Below are 23,419 nucleotides of genomic sequence, written 5' to 3'. Positions count from 1 at the left end.
TTATAAGACAACTTAAAAAATCAAAACTTTTTTTTAATCCAATTTAGGGATTATTTAACGCTACTTCTTCAGCTGATAATTTTTAGTTCTTTGTTTGTGAGTATTAGTAAATACTCATTTTTAGGTATTTAGGATTATTCTATGTGAAATTTTAAGTGATTTTATTTGCTGATATGGAAAAAAGTTTTTAATATTGCTTCTATATGAAGCAATGAAATATCACAAACAAAACTTCATTATAAAACAAAAACAATTTTATACTTCTAACTATGAAACAAACCATAAAAAAAACAGCGAGAGTAACACTTTTGACCGCTTTGGTGCTTTCGAATTTATCGTGGAAAGCAATTCCGACTGATGAAACAAATCCACCGCTTTTAACCATTAAGGGATTTACATTTCAGGATTTTAACCGAAATGGAAAACTTGATCCGTGGGAAGATACCCGACTTTCGGCAAATCAAAGAATTGAGGAAATCATCAAACAAATGACCAATGCCGAAAAAGCAGAATTACTTATAGGAACCGGAATGCCCGGAATCGAAGTTTTGACAGGTCCTGTTGGAGATTCCAAGCAAGGTTTAGTTCCCGGAGCTGCGGGCGGAACTGCTGCTTTTGAACGATTTGGAATTCCTGCAACCGTTGTTGCCGATGGTCCTGCCGGTTTACGAATTGAACCAACGAGAGAAAATGACTCAAAAACCTATTATGCAACCGCATTTCCCGTAGGAACAGCTTTGGCTTCTACCTGGAATAAAGCACTTTTAGAAGAAGTGGGAAAAGCAATGGGAAATGAAGTAAAAGAATATGGAGTTGATGTTTTATTGGCTCCGGCTTTAAATATCCACAGAAATCCGTTGAACGGAAGAAACTTCGAATATTACTCAGAAGATCCATTGATTTCAGGAAAAACCGCCGCGGCAATTGTAAACGGAATCCAGTCGCAAGGCGTGGGAACTTCGATTAAACATTTTGCAGTAAATAATGAAGAAACCAATCGTTTGACTATAAATGCTCACGTTTCTGAAAGAGCGATTAGAGAATTGTATTTAAAAGGTTTTGAAATCACCGTAAAAGAATCTCAGCCTTCGACTGTAATGTCTTCGTACAACAAACTAAACGGGACTTACACCTCTGACCGTAAAGATTTACTAACTCAGGTTTTAAGAGATGAATGGGGTTTTAAAGGAATTGTAATGACGGACTGGTTTGGTGGTTTTCCGGGTTTTGAATCCATACAAAAAGGTTTAAGCTCAGATGTTGTTGGGCAAATGAATGCCGGAAACGATTTATTAATGCCGGGAATTCCAGTTCAGAAAAAAGCATTATTAGAAGCCTTGAATTCCGGGAAATTATCTCAGGAAGTGGCAAATACAAACGTGAGACGAATTTTAGAATATGTTTTTCGCACTCCCACTTTTGCTAAATACAAATACAGTAATAAACCCAACTTAACCAAAAATGCCGAAGTAACCAGAAACGCTGCTGCAGAAGGAATGGTTTTGCTTAAAAACGAGAAAAATGCTTTGCCATTTGCTGATAAGCAAAAAGAAGTTTCTTTATTTGGCGTGACTTCTTACGCATGGATTACGGGCGGAACAGGAAGCGGAAGCGTGAATAATAAACACACCGTTTCCCTTTTAGAAGGATTGACCGCAGCAGGTTACAAATTAGACAAGGAATTGGTTGATTTATACAAACCTTACGCTGAAAAAGAAGTTGCTGCCGATAATGAAAGAAGAAAATCTCAGGGAATTTTGGCTTTGCCGGAAAGACTTCATGAAATGAAAATGGATAACGCATTCTTTACTAAAAAAGCAGCAAGTTCTGAAATTGCATTTGTGACTTTAGGAAGAAATTCCGGAGAAGGCGGAGACAGAGTTGTCGATAATAATTTCAATTTAGCGACAGAAGAAATTGAAATGCTGGATAAAATTTCAAACGCATTTCATGCTAAAGGAAAAAAAGTAGTAGTTATTCTAAATATTGGCGGAGTAATCGAAACGGCATCATGGAAAGATAAAGTAGATGCTATTTTATTAGCTTGGCAGCCAGGTCAGGAAGGCGGACATTCTGTTGCTGATGTAGTTGCGGGAAAAATAAATCCATCAGGAAAATTGACAATGACTTTCCCTATGAAATATGCTGACACACCATCGGCAAAAAACTTTCCCGGAATTCCTGCTGATAATCCAAAAGAAGTAACCTACGAAGAAGGAATTTATGTAGGATATCGTTATTACAACACCTTCAATGTAAAACCATCTTACGAATTTGGTTTCGGAAGTTCTTATACGACTTTTGATTATACAGATGTAAAACTGAGTTCACCAACTTTCAATGATAAACTGACAATTTCGGTAACAGTGAAAAATACCGGAAAAACAGCTGGAAAAGAAGTAGTTGAAGTTTATCTTTCGGCACCATCAAAAACGATTGACAAACCAAAAGAAGAATTAAAAGCTTTTGGTAAAACCAAAGAATTAAAACCGGGTGAAATTGAAACCTTAAAACTGACTTTATCGCCAAAAGATCTTGCTTCATTTTTAGAAAGTAAAAGTGCCTGGATTGCAGAAGCCGGAACTTATAAAGTTTTGGTTGGAGCATCATCTGAAAATATTAAAAAAACAGCCGAATTTACTGTAGCGCAAGAAATTACAGTCGAAAAAGTAAAGAAAGCTTTTGAATTAGATTCAAAATTTACTGAGCTGAAACCGTAAGTATTTTGTAATAATGTTGATTAATTATTGTTAGTGAAAAGGCCAACTGAAGCATATTTTTCAGTTGGTTTTTTTATTGCTTATAATTTCCCAATACCATTAGAAATATAGAAATTCTTTAGACCTTTGTATGAAATAATGACTCAAGTAAAATGAAAATAATACCACTACAAGAAGGAAATTACTTTGTGAGCAACGAGAAGGAATTTAAACTCATGGATGAATTTCCGCAAGCTTCGGGGCTTAAAATGGCAATTCAGCCTTTTTTGATAATTACTCAAAATGATTATATACTATTAGATTTGGGCTTGAGGTCAGATAAAAATGAAGTTCCTTTAATTCAGAATTTACTAAAAAGTCATACTATTTTACCGGAACAAATTACTAAAGTTTTGGTTTCTCATTTTCATAAAGATCATATTGGCGGTATTGGTTATTTTAATGAGAAAGATGAATTTGTACAAAGTTTCCCAAATGCCACGATTTATATGCAAAGCAGAGAATTGGATTTTGCATTGGAACAAAAACAAAGTCCGTCATATGATTTTGATATTCTGAACCAATTCAAATTATTACCAAATATTGAAATGCTCGACAATGATAAAGGTGAAATAACAAATGAGATTTCATATGAAGTTTCTGCCGGTCACACGCCTTTTCATCAGGTTTTCTGGATTAAGGAAAATGAGGAAATTACTTTTTATGGTGCCGATGATTTACCACAAGAAGCATATTTAAAACTTCATGTCGCCTACAAAACAGATTATGACGGCAAATGTGCGATGGAATCACGTAAAAAGTGGGAACAGGAAGCGACACAAGCACATTGGAAAATACTTTTGTATCATGATATGAAGAAGCCGGTGCTGGAGTTTTAGTGATTTTTAGATTTTTAGATTTTTAGAAGAAAGAGGAAAGAAGAAAGAAGATAGATTATAGAGGAAAGATTAGATTCTATGCGGCAAATTTATTGATAACTATATTTATTGATATTAATCTCCGATAAAGTATCAAAAATAATCTTTTAGCAGTTATATTTTGTAGACGCTATAAAAAAAGGTTTGAATCGAAAATTATCGGATTCAAACCTTTTTATTTTTTGGAAAAATAAATTTTATTTTACAACTTTTACTTTGTGTCCAAAAATGCCAAAATAAAGAATAATAACAAAACACAACAAAGGAATAATATATCCGGATTGAATGTCATCGTGGTTCATATCGATCAAAGTTCCCATTCCGTATGGAAGAATTGCACCGCCAACTATTGCCATTACCAACCACGAAGAACCTGTTTCAGTATTCGATTTTAAACCCACTAATCCTAACGAAAAAATCGTAGGAAACATAATTGACATAAAAAATCCGATTCCGCCAAGTGCGTAAATCACATAAACTCCAGTTCCGTAAATAGCGACCAGACACAATAAAATACTGCAAACACAATAGATAGAAAGCAAAACATAATCTTTGATAAATTTCAAAAAGAAAGTCCCAATAAAACGTCCCGCCATAAACAGAAAACCGTAAATACCAAGATAATATCCTGCAGTTTTCTCGTCTAACCCAGCGCCTTGCTGTGCAATTCTAATAAAAAAACTTGTGATACAAACTTGCGCGCCTACATAGAAAAACTGCGCTGCAACCGCCCAGCTTAAATGCGAGAATTTTAAAACAGAGAAAAAGCCCGGTTTTTCTTCAACCTCTTCATGTTGCGTTTTCATTGAAGGCAAATGCATGAAATAAAATAAAATGGCTACTAAAACTAATACACTTCCTAAAATAATATAAGGCAATTTTACTGATGAAGCTTCTTCTAATAAATATGCCGCTCTTGCAGCGTCAGGCATTGCTTCCATTTGTTCCGGCGTGTGATTTGTTCCCGAAAGTATAAATAAAGAACCTACAATAGGAGCGACCATTGCCGCCAAACCATTAAAAGATGACGCTAAATTCAATCGTTTTGAAGAGGATTCCGGAGGTCCTAAAATCGTAGCATACGGATTTGCACTGGTTTCCAAAATCGTTAATCCACAGCCAATTACAAATAAAGCAAACAAGAATAGCTCGTAAGTTCTGGTATTTGCCGCAGGAACGAATAGAAATGCACCCGCTGCAAAAACTAACAATCCGGTAATAATACTGTTTTTATAGCCAAATCTTTTTATCAGCATTCCAGACGGAATTGCCATTATAAAGTAGGCGAAAAATACTGCCGTATCAATCAAAGTCGATTGACGATTGTTCAATTCGCAAGCCTTTTTTAAGTGCGGAATCAAAATAGAATCCAGATTGTGCGCCATTCCCCAAAGAAAAAATAAGCTGGTAACGAGTATAAATGGTAAAAGGTATTTTTTTGACGATCCTTTTTCTGTAACAATTTCGTGTTGGTCGACTGTTTGGCTGGTTGGTTGCATTAGTAGATAGTTTTTAGAGGTTCAAAGGTTTGTTTTTAGAGGTACAAAGGTTCTTTTTAGAGGTTCAAAGGTTCAAAGGTGCATAGGTTCAAAGGTTTTTTTAGAGTTTCAAAGGCGCGTAGGTTCAAAGGTTTTTTCTAGAGCTTAATAGAATTTAGGAAAAAGTATCAAACGTTTGTCGCTTTGAATCTTTGTCGCTTTGCTACTTTGAACCTTTGCCACTTAAAAAAAAGATAAATGTAAAATACACAATTACAAAAGTAGAAATAAGATTGAATTGAACAAGAAATGTAGCATTTATTAATAGTTAAAATTTGCAGTATATCGAATTAGTGTTTAGTTTTTTTACAAAGGATATAAAAAATGTTATAATATTTTAAACTATGATTAGTTTTAGAGGAATTAATAAAAATATTTCTCAGAATATTGAGATTAAAAATTATATTTGTAATTGTGGTTTTTACATTTATTAATTTACCACGTTATAACAATATATTAAAGCTAAATAATTATAAAAATGTTTTCATTACAAAATAAAAAAGCAATAGTAACCGGCGGCAGCAGCGGAATAGGAAGAGCCATTGCAACGCTATTCGCGAAACAAGGAGCAGAAGTTCATATTATAGACTTGACGATTGAAAGCGCTCAGGAAGCTGTTGAGGATATCAGGAAATCTGGTGGAAAAGTATTTTCGCATTCCTGTAACGTGGCGAATCAAAAAGAAGTTGTGGCAACATTTGAAGCCATTGGAAATATTCATATCCTGATTAATAATGCCGGAATTGCCCATGTTGGTAAAGTCGACACAACGCCAGAAGCTGATTTTGATCGTGTTATGGAGGTTAACGTAAAAGGAGTTTACAACTGTTTGTTTGCAGCAATTCCGCAATTCAGACTTTCAAATGGAGGTGTGATTGTAAATATGGCATCAATTGCGGCGTGGGTTGGAATCCCGGATAGATTTGCCTATTCAACCGCAAAAGGGGCGGTTATGGCAATGACATTATCTGTTGCAAAAGATTATATCAAGGAAAATATTCGATGTAATTCGATTTCGCCAGCACGTGTTCATACGCCTTTTGTTGATGGTTTTATTTCGAAAAATTACGCAGGAAAAGAAGATGAAATGTTCGAAAAATTATCACAATCACAACCCATCGGCAGAATGGGAAAACCGGATGAAATCGCATCACTTGCCCTGTATTTATGCAGTGACGAAGCAGGTTTTATCACCGGAAGCGATTACCCAATCGACGGAGGATTTATTAAATTAAATAACTAGAAAAAAGGTTCTAAGGTTCTGAGATTCTAAGTTGCTAGATTTAGCGACTCGTAGACCTAACAGGTTTTAATTCTAAAAAAACTTAGAACCTCAGAACCTTAGCAACTTAGATCCTTAAAAATAAATAAATAATTAATTAAGTAGTAAGGTTTAAGTAACTAAAAAAACTTAGTATCTCAGAACCTTATCAACTTTGCAACTTTAAAAGATATGAAATTAATACGTTTTGGAGAAATTGGAAAAGAAAAACCAGGAGTTTTAATAGGTGAAAAAAGATATGATGTTTCGGGAATTGTTTCAGATTATAACGAAAGTTTTTTTGAAGAAAACGGTTTAGAAAAATTACAAAAAGCATTAGACAGCAATCCCAATTTACCGGAAGTGGATGCGAATGTACGTTTAGGATCTCCGGTGGCGAGACCTTCGAAAATAATTTGTATTGGATTAAATTATGTTGATCACTGTAAGGAAACCGGCGCGCCTATTCCCACAGAACCCATCATCTTTTTTAAATCTACGACTTCCTTATGTGGTCCTGATGATGATGTGATTATCCCAAAAAATAGTGTAAAAACAGACTGGGAAGTAGAGCTTGCATTTATTGTGGGTAAAAAAGCAAGTTATGTTGAAGAAGCCGAAGCTTTAGATTATGTTGCGGGATACGCTTTATTAAACGATTATAGCGAAAGAGAATTCCAAATCGAACGCGGCGGACAATGGGCAAAAGGAAAAGGCTGTGACACATTTGCGCCTCTTGGACCATTTTTAGCAACAAAAGATGAAGTAAAAGATGTTGATAATTTATCAATGTGGTTAAGTGTAAACGGTAAAAAATATCAGGACAGTAATACGTTGAATCTCGTTTTTAAAATCCCGTATTTATTACATTATTTAAGCCAGTTTATGACCTTGTTGCCTGGCGATATTATTAGTACAGGAACGCCTCCTGGAGTTGGTTTAGGGATTAAACCGGAGCCAATTTACCTAAAAGCCGGAGATGTTGTAGAATTAGGAATTGAAGGTTTGGGAACCAGTAAACAAACTGCGGTGGCATACTCTAAATAATCAAAGAAAAATTGAAGATGAAATTTATTGTATGTGAAAAACCACAGGAATTCAAGTTAAAAGAAAAAGAAATACCGGAACCAAAAGATGGCGAAGTATTATTAAAAATAAAAAGAATAGGAATTTGCGGAACTGATATTCACGCTTTTGGAGGAACGCAGCCTTATTTTGAATATCCAAGAATTTTAGGTCACGAACTTGCGGCAGAATACATCAAAGGAAATGCAAAAGGTTTTGAACCAGGTGATAAAGTAACTTTTATCCCGTATTTCAATTGCGGAAAATGCGTGGCTTGCCGAAACGGTTTAACCAATTGTTGTGTAAATATCAAAGTTTTCGGAGTGCATATTGATGGCGGAATGGCTGAATATGTAACGATTCCGGAGCAATATTTACTGCACGGTCAGGGATTAGATTATGATCAGTTGGCTTTGATTGAACCATTAGCAATTGCTGCACATGGAGTCAGAAGAGCTAATGTTGGTCCAAATGATACCGTTTTAGTAATGGGAGCAGGTCCAATAGGTATCGGATTGATTCAGTTTGCCAAAATTGCCGGAGCAAAAGTTATCGTGATGGATATCAACGAATACCGATTAAATTTTTGTAAAAACGAATTAAATGCTGATGAAACTATAAATCCGCTAAACGAAAATGTAGCCGAAAAACTGTCTGAAATCACCAATGGCGACATGGCAAATGTGGTAATTGATGCGACAGGAAATAGAAATGTGATGAACGATGCTTTCCATTATATTTCGCATGGCGGAAGATTTGTCTTAGTCGGACTTCAAAAAGGCGAATTAGCGTTCAGTCATCCTGATTTCCATAAAAGAGAATCGACTTTAATGAGCAGCAGAAACGCTACTATTCAAGATTTTGAATATGTAATGGAATGTCTCAAAAACGGAAAAATAGATCCTAAAAAATACATTACCCACAGAACAAGTTTTGACGATATGATCAATGATTTTGGAAAATTAATTGATCCGAAAAATAATGTGATCAAAGCCTTAATTGAGATAGATTAAGATAAAGTTTAAACCTGTTGGTTGTAACTAATAAAAAGTTCAATTAAACACATAGTCCCGATAGCTATCGGGACTATGTGTTTAAAATTTATAACTACTGATAACCTCTAATAACCACAAAAAAATGGATTTAAATTTAAAAAATAAAATTATTGTTGTTTCAGGTTCTGCAGGAAAGCAGGGAAGTATTGGAGAAACGATAATTAACAGAATTGCAGATGAAGGCGGAATTCCGGTTTTGATTGACAGAAACAGTAGAGGATTTGATTATGCTGAAAAGCTTCAAAAACGAGGAATTGATGCATTATTTGTTCAGACAGATGTTACTGATCCTGTTGAAATTGAAAATGCCGTTAAAAAAATAGTTGAAAAATATGGTAAAATAGATGCCGTAATTAATAACGTTGGTGTTAATGACGGCGCGGGTTTAGACGCTACTTATGAGCAATTTATGGATTCGTTAAAACTGAATGTTGTAAGTTACTTTTTAGTGGTAAAATACACACTTCCGTACTTAAAAGAATCAAAAGGAAATATCTTAAATATTGGTTCAAAAGTCGCTTTAACAGGACAAGGCGGAACGTCAGGTTACGCTGCTGCGAAGGGCGGAGTTTTAGGTTTAACCAGAGAATGGGCGGTTGATCTGATTCAGTTTGGGATTCGCTCCAATGCCATTATTATTGCCGAAAGTTTTACACCTGCTTACGACGATTGGTTAAAAACACTTCCGGATGGTGAAACAGTTTTAAAAAAAATCAATAAAAGTATTCCGTTTGAAAGCAGAATGACAAAAACAGAAGAAATTGCAGATACAGCACTTTTCATCATTTCAGATCGTTCATCGCATACCACAGGACAATTTGTTTTTGTTGATGGCGGTTATGTGCATCTGGACCGTGCTTTGATTAGCGATGTAAATTAAAACATGAGTACGCGTATTGATTCACATCAGCATTTTTGGAAATTTGATCCTGTTAGAGACAGTTGGATTGATGATTCTATGCAAAAGATTCAAAAGGATTTTTTGCCGGAAGATCTTTTTCCATTACTTCAACAGAATCAGTTTTCAGGTTGCGTGGCGGTTCAGGCAAGTCAGTCTGAAGAAGAGACTAACTTTCTTATAGATTTAGCTTCAAAAAATAATTTTATAAAAGGAATTGTAGGCTGGATTGATCTCCGAAATAAAAATATTACAGAACGATTAGAACATTTTTCTTCTCATAAAACAATAAAAGGTTTTCGTCATGTTGTTCAGGGCGAAGCCGATGATTTTATGTTTAGAGAAGATTTTCGTAACGGAATTTCAGCTTTAAATCAGTTTGACTATACCTATGATATTCTTATTTTTCATCGCCAGTTACCAGCGGCGATAGATTTAGTAAAACATTTTCCGAATCAGCATTTTGTAATTGATCATATTGCAAAACCCAATATTAAATCAGGCGATATTGAATCCTGGAAAAAAGGGATTTCTGAAATTTCAAAACAGGAAAATGTAAGCTGTAAAATCTCCGGAATGGTCACAGAAGCCAATTGGAACAACTGGAAACCATCTGATTTAAAACCTTATTTAGATGTGATTTTTGAGAATTTTCCAACCAATAAATTAATGTTCGGCTCAGATTGGCCGGTTCTAAATGTGGCCTCCAATTATTCAGAAGTCGTAAAAACTTTAGAAGATTATATGTCGCAGCTTTCGATTGAAGATCAAAATAAGATTTGGTTTGAAAATGTAAATGCTTTTTATAAATTATAGATTTTATCACCATTTTTTCATTGTGCTTTCTACTATTAAACCTGAGGTTTTTAAAACCTGTCAGGTTTACGTCGCAGAATGAATTGCGAATAATTGATTACGTAAAATGTATTGCGTCGATTGTATTACGTAAAAATGTATTGTGTCGATTGTATTTCGTAAAATGTATTGCGTTGAATGGATTAAAATCCATCCCTACAATATAATTCGTTCCTATGGAACTCTTTGTAGAAAATGCAATCTTTGGCGATTATAGAATATGATTCTTCGTTCAGAATGACACGCTGTACGATAATAAAAAAGCAGGCTTTCCATAGGAAAGCCTGCTTTTTTATTAAAATCTTAAAATCTTAAAATCTTAAAATCTTAAAATCTTAAAATCTTAAAATCTTAAAATCTAAAAATCTAAAAATCTAAAAATCTAAAAATCCTAAAACTTCACAGCACCTTTAGGAACAGTTTCGCCAACAGTTGTTCTCTTAGAAAAATCCAAACCATTAGATGAAACAAATTCGATATTTTGAGAAGCTTCTCCATTAATAGAAATTGCTTTTGTCGATATAGAATTAAACTCAACATTTTTCAGGGACAGATCTTTAGCATTGTAAATTTCGAAAACATTACTTTCTGCGATATCCAGTTTTGCATTGCTAATTTTGATTCCTTTAGCATCAATGATCGAGAAACCTTTTTCTGCTGTAACAATCAAGTTGGATATTTCGATATTTTCTAAATTCATTTCGGGCAAACCTTGTAAAAAAACCGCTTGTTGAGCACCTTTTATCGTTACATTTTTAATCGAAATATTTTTAAACTGTGGCGTTTCAACCGTTACAGGCATTGCTTTATTGACGATTTTATCTCCACCTTCTTCTAAAGTTTCTGCAATAGATTTTCCTCCATAATAAAGATTAAATGAAATAGCCTGAGATGGAATATCAGTCATAAAAATATCCGATATATAAATGTTTTCAACCACACCGCCACGTCCGCGATTACTTTTAAAACGCAATCCAACATCAGTTCCCATAAAAGTACAGTTCGATACATGCAGGTTTTTTACACCGCCGGACATTTCGCTTCCCACCGTTACGCCACCATGTCCGTGATACACAATATTGTTTTTTACGATGATATTTTCGCACGCAACGCCACGATCACGACCATCTTTATCTTTTCCTGATTTGATGCAAATCGCATCGTCACCAACATCAAAACTTGAATTTTCGATGATTACATTTTTGCATGATTCTACATCAAGACCGTCCCCGTTTTGAGAATACCAAGGGTTACGAACCGTTACATTACGAACAATTAAATCTTCAACCATTAATGGATGAATGTTCCATGCAGGAGAATTCTGAAATACCGGACCATCAAACAAAACCCTTTTACTGTTTTGAATGCTTACTAAAACAGGACGTAAAAAGTCATGGATTTTTTCAAATTCTTCCTTCGTTTTTAAATCCGGACGCACATTTTGATCTGCACCTTTAGAGGCATTCATAAAAACTTCTGATGGATACCAGCTCGTTTTATCTTTATTCAAAACTCCGCCAGAGGAAACAAATTTTTTCCATTGACTTTCTGTTAATTTATTCTTTTTAACCTGTCTCCAAACTTCTCCTGAACCATCCCAAACACCATTTCCGGTAAAAGCGATATTTTCAAGGTTTTTACCATAAATAGGAGAAATACAACGCCATGTATTCAAGCCTTCAAAACTGGTTTCAATGATAGGATACAAACTTTTATCGGGAGAAAATTTGATTAAAGCGCCAGTTTCAGCATGAAGTTCAAGGTTGCTTTTTAAGATAATTGGACCCGTAAGCCAGATTCCCTGAGGAATAATTACTTTTCCACCGCCTTTTTTTGAAACCGCGTCGATGGCATCGGCGAAAGCCTTAGTATTTAAAACGTACCCGCCATTTACAGCACCAAAATCTTTAATGTTTACACTGTTTTTGGGAATTACAGGTTCTTTGACCTTTGCCATTTTAAATTCAATGTTGGCATAAGTATCATACGACTTTGAATTCTGGGCAATACAGTTTTGTGAAAAACTGGTAATCACAATTGCCAGAGCAATTCGAAAAAGGTTAATTGGATTAGTCTTCATTCTTATTGTATTATGGTTAAAATTAGATAGTCAATTTGACCGATTGTTTATTAAATCAATTTCGAGATCCTGATTTTTTTATGAATAAAGAAAAAATCAAGAGATATTAATAATAAAACTTAAATGTAATCGATTACACAAATCTATAAAAAAATATTTAAAAAAGTCGCATTACAAGAATGATTACAACAAAAGAAAAGTTAAAAGTTAAGAAACTGTATTTATTCCTGTCTTTTCGCCAATTGCAGGAGGGTACAGGATGCTTTTGTTTCTCTGTTCTTTTAAATTGTGCCGTATATTTAAGATAAGTGTTAAAAAAGTTTAGGATATAAATTATTTAATGATTTAAATTATATCCTCGATAATTTTATATCCAAAAAAAGTAAAAAATAATGCATTTAAATTCCTTCATTAAAAAACTTGTAGTTTTTCTGATCCTTTTTTCTGTTCTTACTGCAAATGCTGCTGAAATCTGGGTTTCTCCAAACGGAAAAGATACTAACATTGGCACAAAATCAAATCCGTTGGCAACCGTTCAAATGGCGATGAGAAAAGCCAGGGAACTTCGCCGTTTAAAAGATCCAACTATAAAAGATGGGATTCAGATTATTGTAATGAATGGAACGTATTATTTAAATGAACCTTTATTTGTGCGACCTGAAGATTCTGGAACAGCCGAAAGTCCTACTACAATTCAGGCAGATAGAAATGCAAGCGCAATTATTAGCGGTGGAATCGAAATAAAAAACTGGAAAAAAGCACTCACAATAAACGGAGTAAAAAAATCAAATATCTGGGTTGCCGATGCGCCTAAAATTGCTGGAGAATTAATCAATTACCGACAATTATGGGTGAACGGAAAAAAAGCGGTTAGAGCAAAAAGTACATCTGGAAACCAAATGGACAGAATTCTTTCCTGGGATTCCGCGACAGAAACCTGCTGGATTCCGTTTAAAGACAAATCCATAAAGTACGAACCGGGAATGGAAATGTTTATCATTCAATGGTGGTCGACAGCCAATCTCCGAATCAAAAATATCGAAGTTAGAAAAGACAGCGCAAGACTATCATTTGAACAGCCAGAAAGCCGAATTCAAAGCGAACATCCGTGGCCAGCGCCGTGGATTTCAAAAAATAACGGAAATTCTGCATTTTATTTAAACAACGGAATCTCAATGTTGAATGAACCCGGAGAATGGTATTTGGATAAAAAAAATGGTAAAGTTTATTATATATCAAGAGCGGGAGAAGATATGAATTCGGCGAAAGTCACGGTTCCTGTTTTAGAAAATTTGGTTGCAATCAAAGGAACAATCGATTCTCCTGTACATCATTTTAATTTTAAAGGGATCTCATTTCAATACAGCAATTGGCTGCGTCCTTCGCAGCAAGGTCACGTTCCGTTACAGGCAGGAATGTATTTATTGGATGCTTATAAATTGAAAATTCCCGGTACTCCAAATCAGGCAAATTTAGAAAATCAAGGTTGGGTAGGAAGACCACGAGCGGCTGTCGAAGTTAATTATTCGAATAATATTCAGTTTGAATCGTGCCGTTTTGAACATTTATCGTCAACAGGATTGGATTTGAATAAAGGAACGAATCACAACAACATCAAAGGAAATTTATTTAAAGACATTGGCGGAAATGCGATCACTATTGGTGTTTTCTCTGAAGAAGCTTTCGAAGCGCATTTGCCACTAGTTGTAAAAGACGAAAGAGAAATATGTTCTGATGAATTAATTGCAGACAATTTAATGACGAATGTTGCCAATGAAGATTGGGGATGTCTGGGAATTGCAGCTGGTTTTGTGAAAAATTTGACCATAGAACATAACGAAATTTCGGATGTTGCTTATAGCGGAATTTCGATGGGCTGGGGTTGGACGCACACTAAAAACGTGATGGAAAACAACAAGATTATCGGAAATAAAATTCATCATTATGCCAAACATTTACATGATGTTTCCGGAATTTATACTCTATCGTCGCAGCCAAACAGCAAGATTGAAGAAAATTATATTGATAAAGTTTACAACAGTCCTTATGCGCACGATCCGTTTTTGTGGTTGTATTTGTATACAGATGAAGGAAGTCAGGGTTTTACAATCAAAAACAACTGGATTGCAACCGAAAAAATCCTAAAAAACAATAATGGTCCCGAAGGAAATATATGGGAAAATAATAATCCGTTTGTAAGCACAAAAATTAAAGATGCTGCCGGAATCAGAGCGCCTTACATTGATTTGACAAAAGAAGTTGTAATTGATGAAAAGTGGGGATTACAAGAATTACCCAAATCAGTTGTAATCGAGATGATTGGTTCTGATTTTGATCTGGAAAAAGTAAAATCAACTATAAAAGGTTTTCGAATTGTAGGCGAATCTTTGTATCAATGGAAAAATCATCTGGTTATTTATGGTAAGATGAATCAGCCGGAAAGAACGAAACGAAAATTAGCTTTGGCTTATCCATCGGCACAAATAAAAATTTACGAAAACCCAATTTACGATTTCCAGAATTTTGAAAGATGCAAAGATTCAAAACCGGTATTAGAATGGGAAAATGTTGTTTTAACTGCCAATTTAGTCGATGATCTAAAATTGCAAAAAGAATATGTTGATTATCACACCACACAATTTGAAAAGTGGCCGGAAATCGCAAAAGGTTTCTGCAATGCCGATTTTCAGCAACTACAGGTTTTCAAAAATGAGAGACAATTGATGTTGATTATCAGTATTCCGAAAGGAGAAAATCTGGATAAACTAAATCCAAAAACAAATCAAAACAATCCGCGCGTAGACGAATGGAACGCCTTAATGAAAAAATACCAAACCGGAATCGAAGGCGCAAAAGCAGATGAAACCTGGATATTTTTGAATAAAGTGAGTGAAGAAGAGAAGAAATAGAAGAAGAGAAGAAATAGAAGAAAGAAATAGAAGAAAGAAACAAGAAGAAAGAAATAGAAGAAAGAAACAAGAAGAAAGAAATAGAAGAAAGAAACAAGAAGAAAGAAACAAGAAGAAAGAATGGAGGAGAATCAAGAGGAAAGAAAATCTGCTAGATCTGCTTAATCTGCGGGAAAAAATAAAACTAACCTCAAAGTAGGTTTCAGAAATAATCTAAAATCTAAAATCAACAATCTAAAATAACCACAACCAATGTTAAAAATAGCCATTTTAGGACTCGGAGAAGGACGAAGCACAATGTCCGCAGCTTTAGGAAGTTCAAAATTAGAACTCGTAAAAGTTTGCGACAGAAACGAGGAATTGTGTAAACAGCGCGCAAAAGAGTTTGATTTCCATTCCTATACAACCAATTATGATGATTTATTACAAGACAAGTCAATTGATATTATTGCCATTTATACACCCGATCATTTACATGCTAATCATGTAAAACAAGCTTTATTACACGGAAAACATGTTGTTTGTACGAAGCCCTTTATCGATGATCTTTCGGATGCGGCGGAGCTTTTAGAACTCAGCAAAAAAACGGGCAAAAAAGTTTTTATAGGTCAGAGTTCACGATTTTTTGAACCTGCAAAAAGACAGCGAAAAGATTATGAAGAAGGTTTAATAGGCGATTTAATTACAATTGAAGCCCAATATCACGCTGATCACAGATGGTTTTTAGAAAAAGAATGGTCGCTGTTGCAATCTTTTAAATGGTTGTACGGAGGATTAAGCCATCCTGTGGATTTCATCAGATGGTATTTACCCAATATTGAAGAAGTTATGGGATACGGAATGATTAGCAGTAACGGAAGCAAGGCGGGTTTAAAAAACGAAGACACCATGCATTTTATCTTCAAAGCGACAGATGGAAGAATCGCCAGAGTCAGTGGTGTTTATACTTCGCCAACGCAACCCGCACAACGCGATAGTGGAATGAGTACCATTTTAAGAGCAACCGAAGGCGCAAGTCAGGCAGATTATCACGAATTGCGTTATGCGGTGACAACAAAAGATGGCGAAGAAAAAATAATAACCTGGGGAGATTCGACCATAAAACATTATTTCCGTTTTGAAGGGCAAAGCCACCACGCAGGAGAATATCAAAATTATCTGGAATATTTTGTATACAGCATCGAACTCAATTTTACGGCTTATCCGGATATGGAAGAAGGCATAGGAACTGTAGCTTTATTGCAGGCGATGGATAAAACTTTAAAAACTGGAATGCCAGTAAAAATAGCTGATATTCTTAAAGAATACGGACTATGAACAGCATCTACGATAAATTAACAATGCTTGATTTTGTAATTGTTGCCGTTTATTTGGTCGCATTATTAGTTATTGGCTGGGTTGTAAGCGTCAAGCAAAGCAAAAAAAACGAAACCCTTTTTCTGGCGGGAAATTCATTAAACTGGTACAGCATAGGGTTTAATATGTGGGGAACAAATGTTGGACCTTCGTCATTATTGGCATTTGCGAGTATTGGTTACGCGACGGGAATTGTTGCCGGAAATTTCGAATGGTACGCTTTTGTTTTTCTATTGCTTTTGGCAATGGTTTTTGCGCCACGATATATTGCGAGCAAAGTTAGCACGATGCCGGAATACATGGGGAAACGGTATGGCGACAGCACACAAAATATTTTAGCCTGGTACGCTTTGGTGAAAATATTAGTAAGCTGGTTATCATTAGGATTATTTAGTGGGGGAATTCTGGTTCGCCAGATTCTTGGAATCCCAATGTGGCAAAGCGTGACCGTTTTAGTGATATTTTCAGGGATTTTTACTTTCGCCGGAGGACTAAAAGCAATTGCCAAAGTCAATGTTTTTCAGATGATTTTATTGATTGTTGTTTCGCTTACACTGTCTTATTTAGGTTTACAAAAATTAGGCGGAATCGATGTTTTAGTTGCCAAAACACCATCTAATTTCTGGAATTTAATTCAGCCGGCAAACGATGCACATTATCCGTGGCCGGCAATTTTGTTGGGATATCCGGTTGCTGCGGTGGCTTTTTTCTGTACCGATCAATCAATGGTGCAGAGTGTTTTGGGAGCGAAGAATCTGGAACAAGGACAATTGGGGGTTAACTTTATTGGCTGGTTAAAAGTAATGGCTTTGCCGTTATTTATTTTGCCAGGAATTTTGTGTTACGCCTTATATCCTGAATTGGGTAAAAACTCAGATTTGGCTTATATGACAATGGTTACCAACTTATTCCCAAGCGGAATGAACGGTTTGGTTATTTGTGTAATGATCGCCGTTTTAGTAGGAACAATTGGTTCTTCTTTAAATGCTTTAAGTACCGTTTTTACAAATGATATTTATGTAAAGAAAATAAATCCAACGGCTACTATAAAAGAACAGATTAAAATAGGAAGAATCACAATTGCCGCCGGATGTTTGTTTGCAATTTTAATAGCAATTGCGATTGATAATATAAAAGGACAAAATTTATTTAATATTTTTCAGGCAGTTTTAGGATTTTTAGCGCCTTCATTATCTGTTGTTTTTCTGTTAAGTATTTTCTGGAAACGTACTACAAAAAAAGCTGTAAACGTAACTTTATCCTGGGGTTCTGCATTTAGTTTATTTGTGGGAGTTTTATATTTATGGATTTTTCCTGCCGATAAATATTCAATTTGGCCACACTTTTTATTGATTTCATTTTACATTTTTGCTGTTTTATTAGTATCGGCAGTTATTATTTCATTATTGGATAAAAATCCTGAAGTTAATTTTTCAGATGAAACTGATATTCCTAAAACTAGTAAAAAGGTTAAATTGTTGTTTGTGTTTTTAGGGATTGTGATTTTGTGTTTGTATTTGGTTTTTAATGGGAATTAAAACTCTAAAAACAAACTTCTAATAAAAAAAAGACTGTCTCAAAAAGGCAGTCTTTTGCTTTTTTGCATAGTTTTTTGTCATTTCGACGAAAGGAGAAATCACACAAGATACTCCGTATAGAAATTCGCCAATCTTTGTCGAATATTGTATGTGATTTCCCCTTCAGTCGAAATTACAATATTGGGTTTGTTCTACTGTAGAAGGATTTTTTTAATTTTTATTTCGTAGAAACCAACAACTCCCGAATATCAATCTTCAAATATTTAGAAATTTCATAAAGCGTTTCAATAGAAGGCTGAATTTCATTTGTACACCAGCGAGAAACAGTTGTTTCTGTTTTTCCTAAATGGCTTGCCAAATCTTTACCATTTCTGTTTTTTTCTGCCAAAACAGATTTTATTCTATTCAAGTTTACTTTCGACACATTGTTAGTTTATGAATTCTCCTGCAAATATCGCAAAATTTTAAAGACTTGAAAATCAAAGTATAATAAATTGAAATCAACTTATTATGTTGATTTATTTACTTTATAGTTTTATTTATTGTAATATTGTGTAAATTGTTAATAATTATGAAACAAGAAAATATAATTCAACGAGCAGGAAAACGACAATTAAAAATACAAAGTAAACATATTACAAGGGCATATAGACGATATATTGTATTTCCTGAAATCCGACTTTCGGGAAGGTGGCTTTACGATATGGGTTTTAGATGCGGAGAATCTGTAACAGTTAGACATGAAAAAAATATAATTATTATTACTGCAAATGATGAAAGTGAAATGAAGTGATTATTTTATTTAATAGATAAATGATTTTGTTTTTGAAAATTAGATTTCGCTAGGTGAATCTTTTAAAAAATGTACGTAAATTTTTATAAAATTGAGAAAAATAAATAGTACGTTTGTAAATGGAGTTTTAATTAACTGAAAAAAATGATGTCCGAAGTAATCTAAAATAACATAAAATTTAATAAATGGAGTTAAAATACCAAAAGCAATTAGATTTAATAGAAAATTGTCCTGTTGAAAATTTAAAAGGAGGAAAAATTCTTTTTAGATGCGTTGAAAATCCAATGACCGAAAATTCATTTGTACCTAATGCAGTTTTATTAAAACCTAAATTTCAAAATAATTGTTTAGCTTGGGGATTATCATTATTTAGTAATTATGATTCTGCAAAACAAATGCTTAATAATTTATCAAAAAATAAACAATTAAATTATTCAAATATTGCTAAAAGTGAATTAACAGATTTAGACGGAATCAAGCATAGTTCCAAAAATAAAAATCATTTTACTTTTTATCCAGAAAAAAACATAGATATTTTAAGTAAATTTGTTTTAGTAAATGAAAAATAATAAAAATACAATATTCGATTTTAGTAAATTTAAAAAAATAGAAGACATTATTTTTTTGGACGAGCCTATTTTGACCCACTTAACAAATAATAAAAAAGATTTTTTATTATATCTTGTTGATACTGTCGAAAATTCGGACATATATTTATTTTTAGAAGTAACTGAAGATGTAATTTTTCAATACCTAACCAAATCAATATCTCTCAAGAAAATAATAACAGAAAATGAAAATATTAGTTTTTTGATTGAACAAGATTTTGATGGAAATGTAACTAGATGTAATGTAGTTCAAAGCCAGTTTATTAACGAAAATTATTTACCAAATGATGATTCATACTTAGACTATGAGCCATCTGAAGAATCATATTATTTTAATTTTATTGAAGATTTTAAGGCAAGGTCATATTTACAAAATTTAAGGCAAAATGCTTTTTATATAAAATTTGCTCCGAATAATTTAAAATATTCTGATACAATTGGATTAACTGAACTTGCAAATTCTTTAATAAATAATGTTGCTACATCTTTTAAAAACTTTTTAAAAGCAGATTTCTTTTTAGAGTTTAAAGAGATTAAAACTGACAAGTTAATTCTTAATAGTATTTTTAATAAAATATTACCAGATTTAGATTTAAGAATGGTTGATTTAAAATACGGAAGTTTTGAAATTGGATTAGCAGTTGATAAGGTTATGAAGAATTCAATTCAAGATGTAGCTATAAAAAAATGGGCAATCGATGTTGGAACAAAATATAAAGAATTAGTACTTGACGATGATTACGATAAAGTCACAGTAAATAAAATTTTAGAATCTTATGATGAAGAGGATCGAAAAAAGATATTTAATCCAATTTTTAAAATTACAGAAAATCCAAATTTCACTTTGCAAATAAAAAATTCTGTTACATCTAATTATAAAACAATTAAAATTAAAGACAAATCAATAATTGAAAAGATAATTCCTAAAAATGTGGAGTTAGTAGATAAAAAAGAAGGATTGAAAGATTACCAAATAATACAAGTCACAACTGTTTTAGACAAAAACAACTCAAGCAAAACTATTAAACTTGAAGATTCCTTATTCAGTTCTTCAAATAATACGGAAGTAATTTTATCAAATAAAGATTTTGAAAAATATAAGTACAATTTAGATTTCGAAATTTTAATTCCATTGCAAATAACTACAGAAAAGAATTCCATAAAATTTTCAGCTACATATGATGATTTAAATTTTGAAGTTAAGTATAGTTCAGACAGAATTGAAGAAGGGATTATGAAAATTACCTCAAAAATATTTGAATATATTAAAAATCGAGATGAGTAAAATCAATGAATTAATAAATATATCCGATAAATGGAATAATTAATGTGTTAATTATTTTTGTTAAGTCTTTAAAATGCTCCCATACTAAGAGCATTTTTTTATGCCTAATACTTAGCCAGTCAATGAATAATAAATCCCACATCCCATTATCTATTTCAAAAATATTCAAATAATAATTAATGAATTAGATAAAAAAATATCATTAAAATTATAGTCCCTGTATTTTATTAGTTAAAAATCCAAAGAAACAGGACACTACAGGTTGTGAAATGTAAAAATAACACTTATCTTTAGCTCCAAAAAAAAGATAAATGCAAAGCCGATTTTCCATTTTTAGATTTTTGTTTGTTTGTGTTATTTTATGCTCAACGAGTTTTTTATTCGCTCAGGAAAAACCAAAAGAAGCGACATGGATCTGGTATCCAGGTGATTTTGAAGTTTGGTTAAGCAATAAAATGCAGGTAAAACGTACAGAACGCGAAGCGGTATTTCCACCACTTTGGCAATATTACAGTCCTTATGCCCTGGTAACTTTTCAGGCAGAAGTAGATATTCCGGAACCAGACGAGGCAAAAATCTACTCTGAAGGATCTTTTCAATTACTTTTAGATGGCGTTCAGGTTTACGGGCAGCCAAAATCAATAAAAATTCCTGCGGGAAAACACAAAATTTCATTTAAAGTATACAATCAGGAAGTATTGCCGACTATTTATATTGATGGTAAATACGTTAAATCTGATGCATCCTGGAAGGTGACTAATGAAGATAAACTTTGGATTGATGAAGCTGGAAAAGCACAACAATCAGGAACACCATGGGTGCCTGTTGGTTCTTGGAATTTTGATGCACCAGAGAATAAACCTTCGGGGTTTAAACTTACAACCAAACCGTTGAACGCAAAAAAAACAGAAAAAACAGGAACTGGTGAATTAGTAGATTTTGGTAAAGAAACCTTTGGTTATATTAAAATTCACGGTTTAAAAGGAAAAGGTAAAGTAGCACTTTATTATGGCGAATCTCGTGAGGAAGCGCTTGATTCTGCCAAATGTGAAACACTAGACCATTTATCTTTTGACGGAAACCAGTCTGAAACCTACACACATGATGGATCAAAAGCATTCCGTTATGTTCAGGTACAAGCAGATGCAACGGTAAAATATGATTCTATTTCAATGCTTTATGAATATTTACCTTTAGAGTATCGTGGTGCATTTAAATCTTCAGACCAAGTACTGAATCAAATTTGGGATGTGTCGGCTTACACGATGCATTTAACAACGCGCGAATTTTTTATAGACGGAATTAAACGCGACCGTTGGGTTTGGTCTGGCGACGCTTATCAAAGTTACTTAATGAATTATTATTTGTTCTTTGATTCGGCTTCTGTAGAACGAACACTGTTAGCGCTGCGTGGTAAAGAACCTGTGACGGCTCATATTAATATCATAATGGATTACTCGCTGTATTGGTTTGTAGGCGTTTACGATTATTATTTACATACTGGCGATACAAAATTCATTAAAACTTTTTATCCACGAATGAAATCACTCATGGAATTCTGCTTAAAAAGAAGAAACGCAAACGGATTCCTTGAACCATTAGAGGGCGATTGGGTTTTTATTGATTGGGCAAACGGATTACCAAAAACAGGCGAGGTTAGTTTTGAGCAAATGCTTTTAGCCAGAAGTCTGGAAGCAATGGCAGTTAGTGCTAAAATTGCAGGTGAAAATGAAGACCAAAAACAATATCAAAAATTAGCAGATGATTTAAAAACAAAACTATTTGATGTGTTTTGGGATAAAAAAGAAAACGTTATGAAGCACCAGCGTATAGACGGTAAAATGCAGGATATTGTAACCAGATACGCTAATATGTTCGGTATTTTTTTTAATTATTTTAATGAAGAACAAAAACAAAGCATAAAAAAGAAGGTGTTACTCAATGATGATATTCTTCAAATCACGACACCATACATGCGTTTTTACGAGTTAGAAGCGTTGTGTGCAATGGGCGAACAAGATTATGTGCTGAAAGAAATGAAAGACTATTGGGGCGGAATGCTAAAAGAAGGTGCAACATCTTTCTGGGAAGAATACAATCCAAACAAAAAAGGAACAGAACATTTAGCAATGTATGGACGCCCGTACGGAAAAAGCCTTTGCCACGCTTGGGGCGCAAGTCCGATTTATTTATTAGGAAAATATTATTTGGGCGTAAAACCAACTTCACCAGGATATGCAGAATATGAAATCAAACCAAATCTTGGCGGTTTACAATGGATGCAGGGAAAAGTACCAACACCAAACGGAGAAGTAGAATTGTATTGCAGCACCAAAGAAATCAAAGTAAAAGCAAGTGAAGGCGAAGGAAAATTGATTTTTGAAAGTTCAGGTAAACCAAAAACCAATTCAGGAACGATTACAACTTTGGCTAAAAATAAATATCAATTGATTGTTAAACCAAATGTTGAATATAAAGTAAGTTATAAAGCGATTTAATTTTCACGTTTTGTTTTATCGACCCAGCCTGTCATTTCGAGGA

Annotated in this window: 18 protein-coding genes; 15 read left to right on the top strand and 3 right to left on the bottom strand. The window is 33.8% G+C overall.

Features of this window, described 5'->3' with window-relative positions; genetic code table 11:
- The first annotated feature begins 269 nt into the window (after positions 1-269).
- Together KHA90_RS00950 and KHA90_RS00945 are read left to right on the top strand one after the other, a co-directional pair.
- The gene (locus KHA90_RS00950; protein ID WP_213293882.1) at positions 270-2,720 is read left to right on the top strand and encodes a beta-glucosidase; all 2,451 of its coding nucleotides are present in this window, start codon (positions 270-272) and stop codon (positions 2,718-2,720) included.
- Between the two features lie 152 nt (positions 2,721-2,872).
- Positions 2,873-3,598: an MBL fold metallo-hydrolase gene (locus tag KHA90_RS00945; protein WP_213293880.1), complete on the top strand. Its 726-nt coding sequence runs from the start codon at positions 2,873-2,875 to the stop codon at positions 3,596-3,598.
- Between the two features lie 236 nt (positions 3,599-3,834).
- On the opposite strand, the gene fucP is transcribed toward KHA90_RS00945, so the two are convergent.
- The gene (fucP, locus tag KHA90_RS00940) at positions 3,835-5,136 is read right to left on the bottom strand and encodes an L-fucose:H+ symporter permease (protein ID WP_213293878.1); all 1,302 of its coding nucleotides are present in this window, start codon (positions 5,134-5,136) and stop codon (positions 3,835-3,837) included.
- 517 nt (positions 5,137-5,653) lie between these two features.
- On the opposite strand from fucP, the gene KHA90_RS00935 reads away from it, so the two are divergent.
- The 5 genes from KHA90_RS00935 to KHA90_RS00915 all read left to right on the top strand — a co-directional run bounded on the left by KHA90_RS00935 (position 5,654) and on the right by KHA90_RS00915 (position 10,270).
- Positions 5,654-6,418: an SDR family NAD(P)-dependent oxidoreductase gene (locus KHA90_RS00935; protein WP_213293876.1), complete on the top strand. Its 765-nt coding sequence runs from the start codon at positions 5,654-5,656 to the stop codon at positions 6,416-6,418.
- Between the two features lie 210 nt (positions 6,419-6,628).
- Positions 6,629-7,483 carry a fumarylacetoacetate hydrolase family protein gene (locus KHA90_RS00930; RefSeq protein ID WP_213293874.1) on the top strand — a complete coding sequence of 285 codons (855 nt, stop codon included), beginning with the start codon at positions 6,629-6,631 and terminating at the stop codon, positions 7,481-7,483.
- A gap of 17 nt (positions 7,484-7,500) precedes the next feature.
- The gene (locus KHA90_RS00925; RefSeq protein ID WP_213293872.1) at positions 7,501-8,514 is read left to right on the top strand and encodes a zinc-binding alcohol dehydrogenase family protein; all 1,014 of its coding nucleotides are present in this window, start codon (positions 7,501-7,503) and stop codon (positions 8,512-8,514) included.
- 124 nt (positions 8,515-8,638) lie between these two features.
- Entirely contained in the window at positions 8,639-9,436 is a 798-nt protein-coding gene (locus KHA90_RS00920) for an SDR family oxidoreductase (RefSeq protein WP_213293870.1), read from the top strand.
- A gap of 3 nt (positions 9,437-9,439) precedes the next feature.
- Positions 9,440-10,270 (top strand): amidohydrolase family protein, encoded by an 831-nt coding sequence (locus KHA90_RS00915; RefSeq protein WP_213293867.1) that lies wholly within the window; start codon positions 9,440-9,442, stop codon positions 10,268-10,270.
- Between the two features lie 430 nt (positions 10,271-10,700).
- Here the strand turns inward: KHA90_RS00915 and KHA90_RS00910 are convergent, their stop codons facing one another.
- Positions 10,701-12,389: a glycoside hydrolase family 28 protein gene (locus KHA90_RS00910; RefSeq protein WP_213293864.1), complete on the bottom strand. Its 1,689-nt coding sequence runs from the start codon at positions 12,387-12,389 to the stop codon at positions 10,701-10,703.
- Between the two features lie 392 nt (positions 12,390-12,781).
- Between KHA90_RS00910 and KHA90_RS00905 the strand changes: the two genes are divergently transcribed.
- From KHA90_RS00905 to KHA90_RS00890, 4 genes are read left to right on the top strand one after another with little or no spacing between them, the layout of a single operon-like run.
- A complete protein-coding gene (locus tag KHA90_RS00905; RefSeq protein WP_213293862.1) occupies positions 12,782-15,298 on the top strand; it encodes an L-rhamnose mutarotase in 2,517 nt (838 codons plus the stop codon).
- The gene (locus tag KHA90_RS00900; RefSeq protein WP_213293860.1) at positions 15,279-15,497 is read left to right on the top strand and encodes a hypothetical protein; all 219 of its coding nucleotides are present in this window, start codon (positions 15,279-15,281) and stop codon (positions 15,495-15,497) included. The genes KHA90_RS00905 and KHA90_RS00900 overlap by 20 nt, the downstream gene beginning before the upstream one ends.
- Positions 15,498-15,550: 53 nt before the next feature.
- A complete protein-coding gene (locus KHA90_RS00895) occupies positions 15,551-16,615 on the top strand; it encodes a Gfo/Idh/MocA family oxidoreductase (RefSeq protein ID WP_213293858.1) in 1,065 nt (354 codons plus the stop codon).
- Complete coding sequence (locus KHA90_RS00890) at positions 16,612-18,192, top strand: sodium:solute symporter (RefSeq protein ID WP_213293856.1); 1,581 nt, start codon at positions 16,612-16,614, stop codon at positions 18,190-18,192. The genes KHA90_RS00895 and KHA90_RS00890 overlap by 4 nt, the downstream gene beginning before the upstream one ends.
- Before the next feature lie 217 nt (positions 18,193-18,409).
- On the opposite strand, the gene KHA90_RS00885 is transcribed toward KHA90_RS00890, so the two are convergent.
- Complete coding sequence (locus tag KHA90_RS00885; RefSeq protein ID WP_244860219.1) at positions 18,410-18,601, bottom strand: helix-turn-helix transcriptional regulator; 192 nt, start codon at positions 18,599-18,601, stop codon at positions 18,410-18,412.
- Between the two features lie 162 nt (positions 18,602-18,763).
- On the opposite strand from KHA90_RS00885, the gene KHA90_RS00880 reads away from it, so the two are divergent.
- The 4 genes from KHA90_RS00880 to KHA90_RS00865 all read left to right on the top strand — a co-directional run bounded on the left by KHA90_RS00880 (position 18,764) and on the right by KHA90_RS00865 (position 23,376).
- Positions 18,764-18,985, top strand: a complete 222-nt coding sequence (locus tag KHA90_RS00880; RefSeq protein WP_213293852.1) for a SymE family type I addiction module toxin — start codon at positions 18,764-18,766, stop codon at positions 18,983-18,985.
- A 185-nt stretch (positions 18,986-19,170) separates the two neighbouring features.
- Complete coding sequence (locus KHA90_RS00875) at positions 19,171-19,554, top strand: hypothetical protein (protein WP_213293850.1); 384 nt, start codon at positions 19,171-19,173, stop codon at positions 19,552-19,554.
- On the top strand, positions 19,544-20,878 hold the full coding sequence (locus KHA90_RS00870) for a hypothetical protein (protein WP_213293848.1): 1,335 nt from the start codon (positions 19,544-19,546) through the stop codon (positions 20,876-20,878). Before KHA90_RS00875 ends, KHA90_RS00870 begins: the two co-directional genes overlap by 11 nt.
- 311 nt (positions 20,879-21,189) lie before the next feature.
- Positions 21,190-23,376: an alpha-L-rhamnosidase-related protein gene (locus tag KHA90_RS00865; RefSeq protein WP_213293845.1), complete on the top strand. Its 2,187-nt coding sequence runs from the start codon at positions 21,190-21,192 to the stop codon at positions 23,374-23,376.
- Positions 23,377-23,419 lie beyond the last annotated feature (43 nt).

Origin of the sequence: Flavobacterium psychroterrae (assembly GCF_018380615.1) — a bacterium.
GTDB classification, from domain to species: Bacteria; Bacteroidota; Bacteroidia; order Flavobacteriales; family Flavobacteriaceae; genus Flavobacterium; species Flavobacterium psychroterrae.
Note: the sequence above shows the minus strand (reverse complement) of the source record. Positions and strands in the feature narration are given on the sequence as shown.